Annotated in this window: 14 protein-coding genes; 9 read left to right on the forward strand and 5 right to left on the reverse strand. The window is 58.0% G+C overall.

Annotated features, from left to right (window positions below; translation table 11 throughout):
- Window positions 1–4: 4 nt before the first annotated feature.
- Genes BMX80_RS12330 through BMX80_RS12340 form a run of 3 tightly spaced genes read left to right on the forward strand, consistent with a single transcriptional unit; the run spans window position 5 to window position 1,300 of the window.
- Entirely contained in the window at window positions 5–256 is a 252-nt protein-coding gene (locus BMX80_RS12330; RefSeq protein ID WP_071871368.1) for a YkgJ family cysteine cluster protein, read from the forward strand.
- Window positions 253–633, forward strand: a complete 381-nt coding sequence (locus tag BMX80_RS12335) for a DUF4345 family protein (protein WP_074868927.1) — start codon at window positions 253–255, stop codon at window positions 631–633. Before BMX80_RS12330 ends, BMX80_RS12335 begins: the two co-directional genes overlap by 4 nt.
- 52 nt (window positions 634–685) lie before the next feature.
- On the forward strand, window positions 686–1,300 hold the full coding sequence (locus BMX80_RS12340) for an START domain-containing protein (RefSeq protein WP_071871370.1): 615 nt from the start codon (window positions 686–688) through the stop codon (window positions 1,298–1,300).
- Window positions 1,301–1,369: 69 nt separating this feature from the next.
- Here BMX80_RS12340 and BMX80_RS12345 read toward each other — a convergent pair whose 3' ends face one another.
- Window positions 1,370–1,684, reverse strand: a complete 315-nt coding sequence (locus BMX80_RS12345; RefSeq protein WP_071871371.1) for an SCP2 sterol-binding domain-containing protein — start codon at window positions 1,682–1,684, stop codon at window positions 1,370–1,372.
- A 58-nt stretch (window positions 1,685–1,742) separates the two neighbouring features.
- Entirely contained in the window at window positions 1,743–2,453 is a 711-nt protein-coding gene (locus tag BMX80_RS12350; RefSeq protein WP_074868930.1) for a histidine phosphatase family protein, read from the reverse strand.
- Window positions 2,454–2,665: 212 nt separating this feature from the next.
- On the opposite strand from BMX80_RS12350, the gene sohB reads away from it, so the two are divergent.
- Window positions 2,666–3,700 carry a protease SohB gene (gene sohB, locus BMX80_RS12355; protein ID WP_071871373.1) on the forward strand — a complete coding sequence of 345 codons (1,035 nt, stop codon included), beginning with the start codon at window positions 2,666–2,668 and terminating at the stop codon, window positions 3,698–3,700.
- Window positions 3,701–3,711: 11 nt separating this feature from the next.
- Window positions 3,712–4,701: a YhdH/YhfP family quinone oxidoreductase gene (locus tag BMX80_RS12360; RefSeq protein WP_074868932.1), complete on the forward strand. Its 990-nt coding sequence runs from the start codon at window positions 3,712–3,714 to the stop codon at window positions 4,699–4,701.
- A 24-nt stretch (window positions 4,702–4,725) separates the two neighbouring features.
- On the opposite strand, the gene BMX80_RS12365 is transcribed toward BMX80_RS12360, so the two are convergent.
- Window positions 4,726–5,319 (reverse strand): TetR/AcrR family transcriptional regulator, encoded by a 594-nt coding sequence (locus BMX80_RS12365; protein WP_074868937.1) that lies wholly within the window; start codon window positions 5,317–5,319, stop codon window positions 4,726–4,728.
- A 103-nt stretch (window positions 5,320–5,422) separates the two neighbouring features.
- On the opposite strand from BMX80_RS12365, the gene BMX80_RS12370 reads away from it, so the two are divergent.
- Both BMX80_RS12370 and BMX80_RS12375 read left to right on the forward strand, forming a co-directional pair.
- Window positions 5,423–6,631 carry an oxygenase MpaB family protein gene (locus tag BMX80_RS12370; RefSeq protein ID WP_083394321.1) on the forward strand — a complete coding sequence of 403 codons (1,209 nt, stop codon included), beginning with the start codon at window positions 5,423–5,425 and terminating at the stop codon, window positions 6,629–6,631.
- Window positions 6,632–6,692: 61 nt separating this feature from the next.
- Window positions 6,693–6,986 (forward strand): putative quinol monooxygenase, encoded by a 294-nt coding sequence (locus tag BMX80_RS12375; protein WP_074868941.1) that lies wholly within the window; start codon window positions 6,693–6,695, stop codon window positions 6,984–6,986.
- A gap of 51 nt (window positions 6,987–7,037) precedes the next feature.
- Here the strand turns inward: BMX80_RS12375 and BMX80_RS12380 are convergent, their stop codons facing one another.
- Window positions 7,038–7,475, reverse strand: a complete 438-nt coding sequence (locus BMX80_RS12380) for a hotdog fold domain-containing protein (protein WP_074868943.1) — start codon at window positions 7,473–7,475, stop codon at window positions 7,038–7,040.
- Window positions 7,476–7,570: 95 nt separating this feature from the next.
- Here BMX80_RS12380 and BMX80_RS12385 point away from each other — a divergent pair, with 95 nt between their 5' ends.
- Window positions 7,571–8,149: a TetR/AcrR family transcriptional regulator gene (locus tag BMX80_RS12385; protein ID WP_074868946.1), complete on the forward strand. Its 579-nt coding sequence runs from the start codon at window positions 7,571–7,573 to the stop codon at window positions 8,147–8,149.
- A 54-nt stretch (window positions 8,150–8,203) separates the two neighbouring features.
- On the opposite strand, the gene BMX80_RS12390 is transcribed toward BMX80_RS12385, so the two are convergent.
- Window positions 8,204–8,941, reverse strand: a complete 738-nt coding sequence (locus tag BMX80_RS12390) for a phosphoadenylyl-sulfate reductase (RefSeq protein ID WP_074868949.1) — start codon at window positions 8,939–8,941, stop codon at window positions 8,204–8,206.
- A gap of 169 nt (window positions 8,942–9,110) precedes the next feature.
- Here BMX80_RS12390 and BMX80_RS12395 point away from each other — a divergent pair.
- Window positions 9,111–9,382: transposase (locus BMX80_RS12395; RefSeq protein ID WP_139214114.1), on the forward strand; the 272-nt coding region annotated here is incomplete at its 3' end.

Raw genomic sequence — 9,382 nt, forward strand, 5'->3', positions numbered from 1 at the left:
TTGTATGGAGTGCCGTTTGGGCTGCGCTGCCTGTTGCATAGCCCCTTCGATCAGCTCACCGATTCCCGGCATGCCGCAGGGCAAGCCGGCCGGCGTGCGCTGCGTGCAGCTCGATGAACGTAACCTCTGTCGCTTATTTGGCCAGCCAGAGCGCCCCAAGGTGTGCTTAGGCTTTACTGCTGAGCCGTGGGTGTGTGGCGACTCTGCCGAACAAGCGCTGCGCATTATTAGCGACTTAGAAGGGCTCACTGTGTGAGCGCGGTGCGGGTCTACCTCACCTTAGTGTCGGCGCTGTGTCTTGGCTTGGGCTTAATGGGGCTTGTGTGGCCAGAGCGTTTGGCGTGGCTGCTGCTGCACAGCGAATTGCCTGATGTGGCGCTGGGAGAGTGGCGCGCCCGCACCGGTGGTGTACCGCTGGTGCTGGCCTTGTATGCCCTGTACGCCGGGCTTAGCGGACGCGGCCAAGTCAGTGCCGTGCTAGTGCTGGTGCTGTTCAGCGGTGGTCTGTTACTGGGGCGCTTGATCAGTATTGCTGCTGATGGCTGGCCCGGTGGCTGGGGCGCGGGATTTACCATACTCGAGGCCGGGGCGCTTATCGTCGGTCTACGCTTACTCTTGCGCTGGCCGCGCTAAGCTTGGATCAGTACCTCGTGCTGTGGCCGCAATAACAACAAGGAGTGCAGTAATGGTGAAGGTTTGCAGGTCTGTGGTGGCTGTCGTGGCAGCAGGCATGATGAGTGTGGCGGTGCAGGCCGCCGAGCTTAACTGGCAGTTGGCCAAAGATGAGCAGGGCGTGAAAGTCTATTTGGCCAAGGTCGAAGGCTCTAAATACAAGGCCTACAAAGGCGTGGCGGTGATGAACACCACGCTGGCACGCTTAGTGGCGCTGCAAGAAGACGTCAGTGGCTCATGTAAGTGGATGTACGAGTGCCGCGAGCAAAAGCGCGTTGCCCAAGAAGGTGAAGCCGGTGTGGTGTACTCGCGCATCAACACCCCGTGGCCGGTGACCCCGCGCGATACCTTCACCGAAGTGGTGACGGAAAAAGCCGCCGATGGCAGCATCACCCGCCGCTTAACCGGCAAGCCCGATTATCAGCCAGAAGAGTCCGGCTTTGTGCGCGTCAGTAAGCTGGAAGGTTTCTGGCAGTTTGTGCCCAAAGGCAACGGCCAAGTGGAAGTGATCTACCAAGTGCACACCGAGCCCGGCGGTAGCGTGCCATCGTGGTTGGCCAACAGCTTTGTGGTGGATGCGCCGTTTACTACCTTGGTTGAGCTGAAAAAACTCGCCGAGCAAAAGTAACCCGCGCTATGCAAAAAGCCCCGGCAGTGCCGGGGCTTTTTTATGCGTGACTGCTAAGCAGTCGCGGCATTAAACCGGGAACAGTTCGCCCAGTTTCATCGCCAGCATCATGTCGCCTTCAGCGCGCAGCTTGCCGCCCATGAAAGCTTGCATGCCGTCGGTTTCGCCGGTCATGATGCCAACCATGGTAGCGCTGTCCATGATCAGGGTAACGTTCGGCTCAGCAGCGTCGCCTTGTTGGATGTCGCAAGCGCCATCTTTAACAACCACGTAATGGTTGTCGCCGTCTTCAATGTTGAACTGGAAAGTCAGGTCCAGGCCGGCAGCGGCGCTGGCGTTAAACTTGGACTGCATTTGAGCGACGATGTCAGCAACACTAGTCATGGTTCTATCCTTTGTTTGCAGGTTTTTCGGCAGCTTGATGGCTGCTTTATTAGCCGCCTCAGCGATAAGTGATGAGGTCGGGGTTCTTCAACAGCTCCAGATGGCTGTGGCTGTTGAAGGAGGCCAAAGTCATTCGACCGCCGCGAAAGCGTAGCCGACTGACCGAGGTGTTCACAATCTGCCAGTTAAGCTCGAAGGCGTGATTGGCCGAAATGCCGGTGATCAAATGTAGTGCAGCGGTGATAGTACCGCCTGAGGTGAACACGGCAATGTTTTCGCCTTTTTCGGCGCGCTCCAACAGACGCGCTAGGCCTTGCTCGACGCGGTTTAAAAAGTCTTGCCAGCGCTCAAAACCGGCGCGCGGCTCGTTATCGGCCAGCCACATCTCAATCACTTGCACAAACAGACGCTGAAAAGCACCCCGTTGCTGCGCGGCATTTTGCAGCACCTCCAGGGCGCCGGGTTCACGCTTAAGAAGCTCCGGCAGGTAGGTACGAATCACTTGGTCGGCATCGAACTCATCGAAGGCGGCATCGCATTCCAGTTCTGGAATGCGCAAACCGCGCTGCGCCTGCTTGGCGAGGGCGGCATTGCCGGTGTGCTTTTGCCGTTGAAGTTGGCCACTCACGGCGCGATCAAAGGTCAGCTCCAGATCACTTAAATAAGTGCCCAAGTGTTCGGCTTGCTGCACGCCGACAGCAGACAGCACGTCATAGTTGGCGGCGCCAAACGATGCTTGACCATGACGGATTAAGTAGATGCTGCCCACGCGAAGCCCTGTGTTGTGATGCCAAAGATGGGCCGAGGTTATCGACCCCCAGCAAAGCCTGTCAATGCAAAAGCATACGCTTGTTTGAACGCAAATACAGGCCTATTCAGCAGGCTCGGGGTTGTCTTGCTGGGCATAGTGCTGGAGCTAGCCAGCCGGCATGGGTATCCTCGGGCGTTTGCTCAAGCACAGTGTTTAGAAAGGGGACGTTCGTGGAGCACTTGATTGAATACGCCGGCTTCTTGGCCAAAACCGTGACCGTGGTGATCGCTATTATCGTGGTGCTCAGCATGGCGGCGGCGCTGCGCATGCGTGGGCGTGAACAGGGCAGTTTGCAGGTCAGTAAGCTGAATGACTTTTACGACGACCTGCGCGATGAGCTTAAAGAGCAGGTGGTCGATAAAGCCGAGCTAAAGGCCGAGCGCAAAGCGGAAGCCAAAGCAGAAAAGGCGCGCAAGAAAGCCGCGAAAAAAGGCGAGGTGGATGAGGTCAAGTCGCGCACCTATGTGCTGGACTTCGATGGCGACATTAAGGCCTCGGCCGTTGATCAGCTGCGCCATGAAGTCAGCGCGGTACTGAGCTTAGCGCGCAGCGAAGATGAAATTGTTCTGCGCCTAGAAAGCCCCGGCGGCATGGTGCATGGCTATGGTTTGGCCGCTTCGCAGCTGGCGCGCATTCGCTCGGCCGGTGTGCCGCTGACCATCTGCGTGGATAAAGTCGCTGCTAGCGGCGGTTACATGATGGCCTGTTTGGGGCAGCGTATTCTCGCCGCGCCGTTTGCCATGATCGGCAGCATTGGCGTGGTCGCCCAGGTGCCTAACCTGCACCGTCTGCTGAAAAAACACGACATCGATTACGACGTGTTCACCGCCGGCGAATTCAAACGCACTGTGACCGTATTTGGCGAAAACAACGACAAAGGCAAAGAGAAATTCCAACAAGACTTGGAAGACACCCACGAGCAGTTCAAGAGCTTTATTAGCCAATACCGCCCGCAAGTGAAGATCGACCAAGTGGCCACCGGCGAAGTCTGGCTGGGCCAAGTGGCGGTGTCGCAGCAGTTGGTGGATGAAGTGATGACCAGCGACGAATACCTCACCCGTCGCGCCAAAGAAGGCGATGTATTTCAGCTGCGTTACGTGGAAAAGAAATCTTTGCAAGAGCGCTTTGGTCTAGGTGCGGCCGTAGCGCTCGATCGCTTTATGCTTAACTGGGTTTCACGCTTGCAACAGCGTTACTGGTCTTAAGGAGTTTATCGATGAGCGCGTTTAAAGCCCTGTGGGTAACAGAAAACAGCGAAGGCGGCACCACGATTGAAATCACCGAGCGTGACAGCAGTGCACTGCCCGCTGGCGAAGTGCTGGTGCAGGTCAGCTACTCGTCGCTGAACTACAAAGACGCTCTATCGGCCAGTGGCAACAAAGGCGTGACGCGCAACTACCCGCACACCCCCGGCATCGACGCAGCGGGCACTGTGCTGGAGTCCAGCGTGGCGGAATTTAACCCCGGCGATGAAGTAATCTGCACCGGCTACGACTTAGGCATGAACACCTGCGGTGGCTTTGCTCAGCAGATTCGCGTGCCGGCGGCATGGCTGCTCAAGCGCCCGCAAGGCCTGAGCCTGCGCGAAGCCATGGTGCTGGGTACCGCGGGTTTAACCGCCGCGCTGTGCGTCGATAAGTTAGAAAAAGCCGGTGTCGAGCCCGGCCAAGGCCCTGTGCTGGTCACCGGTGCCACCGGCGGCGTGGGCAGCGTGGCGGTTAAGCTGCTGGCGCAGCTGGGCTATGAGGTGGTCGCGGCTACCGGCAAAGAGGCCGAGCACGAGCTGCTGTTAAGCCTCGGCGCCAGTGCGGTGATTAGCCGTGCCGAGTTAGCCGCTAATGCCAATAAGCCCATGCTCAAAGAGCAGTGGGCCGCTGCGGTGGATACTGTCGGCGGTGAGCTGCTGTTTAACGTGGTCAAGTCGCTGAAATACGGTGGTAGCGTGGCGTGCTGCGGCTTAACCGCCGGTACTAACTTTAATGCCAACGTGTTTCCGTTCATCTTGCGCGGGGTAAACCTGCTGGGTGTCGACTCGGTCGAGCTGCCGCTGGTGGTCAAAGCCTCTATGTGGGATAAGCTGTCGCTGCAGTGGAAACTCGATCTGTCGGCCTTGGTGCGTGAGGTCTCTCTGCACGAACTGCCCGCTGCCATCGAGCAGATTCTGGCCGGGCAAGCCACCGGGCGCACCTTGGTTAAGCTGCGTTAATCGTTAGCCAACACGGCGGCATCATCAAGCGCACGTCTCTGGCGCCACAAAGCGGTTGATGATGTCGCAGGCGACCGGAGCCAGCTCCAGCAAGGCGCTGGCATGGTCGTCGATCAGATAGTGCAGAATCAACTCATTGATGCCCGCCACAATGGCCACGGCGCAGGCCTGACTAATCGGGCGAATCTTTTCCCCTAGCTGACGCCTGTGCTCCACCTGTTGCTGCAAAAACGCCGCAAAGGTTTCGGCAATGCGCCGCCGCACCTGCAAGCCTTCAAGCCCCAGAGTGGCGGTTTCGATATACAGCGCCTTCATAAGCGCCGGCTGCGCCTGAATCACGTTTAAGTAAGCGTGGGTGACCTGCTGCACGGTGGTTGACCAGTCTGCGGCCTGCTGCACGGCGCTGAGCAGTGTGTGCATCATCTTCGTGCTGGTGTCGGCGGTGAGCGCCAACAGGCAGTCATCTTGATTGGCAAAGTGTTGATAAAACGTGCGTCGCGACACGCGGGCGGCGGCGGTGATATCGCTCAGTGTTACTTCGCGGTATGGCTTATTTGCCAAGCTGTCTGTCAGGCCTGCGAGCAGGCGTTCGCGGTGATCGGTAGCGGCTTGAACCATGTTGGCTGCTCAGGTTATTTGCCCGCAGCATAGCATTGGGTACTTGACCGTACCAATGTGTCGCTCTAGCGTTGGTACTTATAAGTACCAATGAGGATGCAGCATGAGCCACTCTTACCCCGCACGACACGGCAAAGACTTACCCATCGCCCGGCGCATTGCGGCACCTCTGTTGTGGCTGGTGCGCCAGCAAGACGCCGAACCCAGTGATGCCGAATGGACCCGACTAGGCCAAGCGCTGCTTGAGGGCGACCCGTTAGCCGATGACGTGGTGAGGTATTTTCAGCATGTGGGCCACCGCGCCGGTTGGGGCGAAATGCAACGGGCCACAGCCGGGCACTGGCACGAGTTGCCGCATAATAGTGCGGTGCGCGCGTTGTTTGCTCGCTGCGCACAGACGCCTGACTGGGTCGATGAGCCGGCGTTACGTCGCGGCGCTGCGGTGATCGCTCGCTCCGGTAAAACCGGCATGCGCGTACTGCGCGACTTCGGTTTGATGGCCGGCTATCAAGCCAGCGCCATCAATCAAACCTTGGTGAAAACCGGCGCGCTGGAAAAGGGCGCCCAGCGCCGCGTGGCAGAAACCACCAAATGGTGGATGGATTGCACCGCTGAAGGCGGCGTGCTGCCGGGCCACACAGGCTTTAACACCACGCTAAAAGTGCGCGTCATTCATGCCTTAGTGCGCGCCAACTTAAGCCAGCGTGACGATTGGGATACGGCGTATCTTGGCCTGCCGGTGAACCAGTTGGATATGCAAGTCACGTGGCTGGCGTTCTCGGTCATGTTCTTGATCGGCCAGCGGGTACTCGGTGTGCCGGTATCCAAAGCCGAAGCCGCCGATGTGATGCAGCTTTGGCGCTATATCGGTTGGTTGATGGGTGTCGATGAAAAGCATTTGTGTGCCTCGGAGTACGCAGGGCGGATTGCCCTGTACCGCAACCTGCTAAGCCAAGCGCAGGCCGACGAGACCACAGTGCAACTGGCGCAGGCGCTGGCGGATGAGCCTTTGCAGCGCTATTACGGCGAGTTTCAGTGGTTGCGCAGCCATTGGGATAAACAGGTACACCTGAGCATTATTCGCCTGTTTGTCGGCGCTAAAGGTATGCGGGCTTTGGGTTTATCTCGCTGGGTGCTGCCGTGGTATCCGCTGCTGTTTGCGCCGGTTAATTTCCTTTTGCACAGCACTGTACGTGTGTTGCCGGGCGGCAAGGCGTGGCTGACGCAGCGCGGGCGACGTAGGCAGGAGCACATGCTCAGCATCTTGTTTGGCACGGCTGCGCCAGACATTATCCAGCTGGCTGAGCATTGATCGCGCTATGGGCGATTTGGCACTGACTCAGCGATAGAACCCACAAAGCAAGGAGGCTGCTATGCAAGCTATCGATCTATTGGTGTTTATCGACGTACAACCGGGTAAGCGACAGGCGCAGTTAGAGGCCTTTGCGCGTCTAGAACCGCAGGTGTTAGCTGAGCCCGGCTGTCTGCGTTACGAGCTATTGGCTGATGCAGAGGATGACCACAAGTTTGTCATCGTCGAGCGTTGGGCTAGCGAAGCAGCGCTGACTGCCCATGAAAACAGTGCGCATATGCAGGCCGCCGATGCCGGTAATGCGGCGTTCAGGGCTAAGCCGGCGACGGTGCTTAAACTACAGCAAGTTATCTAGAGAAAAGGGCATCCCAGCGATGCCCTTTTTTATTGCGTGACGGCGCGCTGCTTACGCTTCGCTCACATACATGGTGATTTCGCCACGCAGCACCACTTTATCGCCCACATAGGCCGTGACCGGCACTTTAAAGTCGCCGGTTTCGCCCCACGGCAGACTGCTGCCGTCGGCGATGACTTTCACGTCGCCATCGGCTTTGGCGGTGTATTCCACCGTCATGCCGCGCGGAATCCAACGCTGGCCTTGGCTGATAGACGCATCGGTCATGGTGCCGGCGGCGAGTTCCGCGCCGTTACACAGCGCAATCGCGTGTACGGTGCCGATGTGGTTACACACTTCGCGGCGCTTAGGGAAGTGCACTTCGGCAAAGGTAGGGCGCAGCTCAATGACTTGCGCCGCGATGCTGCCGAAATACGGGGCGACTTGACCAATCATGCCGCTAAAGGCGGCGCTGCCAGCGCTCTGGAACATCTGTAACATCTGACTCATAACGGTTCTCGCAGTTATTTGAGGAAGTTGCGCGCCGAGTCAGTATAATCAAGCTAGAATTTAATTCTAGAAAAATATTCTATTTGTGAGGGCGTATGCCACGCGCATCGCGTAAAGACAGCATCCTAGAGGCCGCGCTGGCGTGCTTTAGTGAGCACGGCGTTGAAGCCACCACCATTGAAATGATTCGCGACCGCTCCGGCGCGAGCATCGGTAGTCTGTACCACCATTTCGGCAATAAAGAGCGCATTCTCGCGGCGCTGTATGTGGCAGGCACCGAGGCCTATCACGGCTTTCTGCAAGATGCTTGGCAGCACGTCGATGGTGCGCAAAGCGCGGTAGAAACCTTAGTGGGCAGCTATATCGACTGGGTTGGGCAAAACCCTGACTGGGCGCGTTTTCTGTTGCACTGCCGGGGGCGGGTTGAGGCAGGGGAGCAGGGTGACACGCTGCGCCAGCACAACCGCGAGCATTTCTTGTGGATTGAGCGGCAGCTCAAGATGTACCGCGAGCAGGGCTTGCTGCGCGAATTGCCGCGCGATGTGTTTACTGCACTGTTGATTGGCCCCACACAAGACTACATGCGCCACTGGTTGGCTGGCCGCGTGCAAACGCCGCTGGAGCAATGCCGACCTTTGCTGGCGCAGGCGGCGTGGATGGTAGTGAAAACATAAACGACCAAGGGCGACTTGAAAGTCGCCCTTGGTCACTGCGCTGACGCTGGCCGATTAGGCTTTGGAAATAATGTTGCCGGCGTGCAAGCCACACTCTTTATGCGTGGCTTCTTCCCACCACCAGCGGCCTTCGCGCTCGTGCTGGTTGGGTAGCACGGCGCGGGTGCACGGCTCGCAGCCGATGCTGATAAAACCGCGCTCGTGCAGGCTGTTGTAGGGCAACTCGAGCATGCGGATATAACCCCAAACCTCTTCGCTGCTCATGTTCGCCAGCGGGTTGAACTTGTACAGCGGGCGCTCGGCGCTGCCGAAGCTGCCGTCGAGTTCGACCACCGCCACTTGGCTGCGGGTGCCGGGGCTTTGGTCTTTACGCTGGCCGGTGGCCCATGCGCGCACGGTGCTCAGTTTGCGCTTGAGCGGGGCGATCTTGCGCACGCCGCAGCATTCTTGATGGCCGTCTTTATAAAAGCTGAACAAGCCTTTTTGTTTTACCAAGGCCTCCACGGCGGCGGCCTCGGGGTAGAGCACTTCCAGTTCGATCTGGTAATGCTCGCGCACTTTTTCCAGAAACTGGTACGTCTCGGGGTGCAGGCGGCCGGTGTCTAAGGTGAAGACTTTTACCTTGGGGTTGATCTTCCATGCCATGTCCAGCAGCACCACATCTTCGGCGCCCGAGAAGGACAGCCACAGCTGGTCATCGAACAATTCCAGCGCGCGCTTGATGATGGTTTGCGGGGCTTGGTCGGTCAGTTCGGCGCGCAAGGCGTCGATATCAGGCAGAGTCTGCGACATGGGTGTCCTTGGAATTTAGGCTAATCGTTTTAGTGCGGCGATCTTAGCAAAGCTTGCTTATGCCTTGAATGAAGCTTTTCCACTAAGAATCTAAGGAAACGCTGATTTATTCCTCAGCAGCTCTCTTGGCTGGCACAATCGCGGGAAGCCCATCGCCTGAGTCAGCCGCATGCAAAAAACCTTTTCCGAAGCCGAATATGCCGGCAAGAAAAAGCTGACACGCCGCGATCGATTTCTCAGCGATCTTGAGCAGCTCACGCCTTGGACCTTGCTTGAAGCTCAGATTGCCCCCTTCTATGCAGACAACACGGGCAAGCGAGGGCGTCCCAGCATTGGTTTGCCACGCATGCTTCGCTTGTACGTTGTGCAGCAGTGCTTTGGTCTTTCGGACGAAGGCACAGAAGATGCGGTTTACGACAGTCAGGCTATTCGCGGCTTTGT

The sequence above is a fragment of the Atopomonas hussainii genome, from assembly GCF_900109735.1.
In the GTDB taxonomy this organism is placed as follows: domain Bacteria; phylum Pseudomonadota; class Gammaproteobacteria; order Pseudomonadales; family Pseudomonadaceae; genus Atopomonas; species Atopomonas hussainii.

Bases quoted from the DNA above. Each gene is read 5' to 3' on its own strand.
- BMX80_RS12330 (WP_071871368.1), top strand. From the start codon at position 5: ATGGAGTGCCGTTTGGGCTGCGCTGCCTGTTGCATAGCCCCTTCGATC.
- BMX80_RS12340 (WP_071871370.1), top strand. From the start codon at position 686: ATGGTGAAGGTTTGCAGGTCTGTGGTGGCTGTCGTGGCAGCAGGCATG.
- BMX80_RS12345 (WP_071871371.1), bottom strand. From the start codon at position 1,684: ATGACTAGTGTTGCTGACATCGTCGCTCAAATGCAGTCCAAGTTTAAC.
- BMX80_RS12360 (WP_074868932.1), top strand. From the start codon at position 3,712: ATGAGCGCGTTTAAAGCCCTGTGGGTAACAGAAAACAGCGAAGGCGGC.
- BMX80_RS12365 (WP_074868937.1), bottom strand. From the start codon at position 5,319: ATGGTTCAAGCCGCTACCGATCACCGCGAACGCCTGCTCGCAGGCCTG.
- BMX80_RS12370 (WP_083394321.1), top strand. From the start codon at position 5,423: ATGAGCCACTCTTACCCCGCACGACACGGCAAAGACTTACCCATCGCC.
- BMX80_RS12375 (WP_074868941.1), top strand. From the start codon at position 6,693: ATGCAAGCTATCGATCTATTGGTGTTTATCGACGTACAACCGGGTAAG.
- BMX80_RS12380 (WP_074868943.1), bottom strand. From the start codon at position 7,475: ATGAGTCAGATGTTACAGATGTTCCAGAGCGCTGGCAGCGCCGCCTTT.
- BMX80_RS12385 (WP_074868946.1), top strand. From the start codon at position 7,571: ATGCCACGCGCATCGCGTAAAGACAGCATCCTAGAGGCCGCGCTGGCG.
- BMX80_RS12390 (WP_074868949.1), bottom strand. From the start codon at position 8,941: ATGTCGCAGACTCTGCCTGATATCGACGCCTTGCGCGCCGAACTGACC.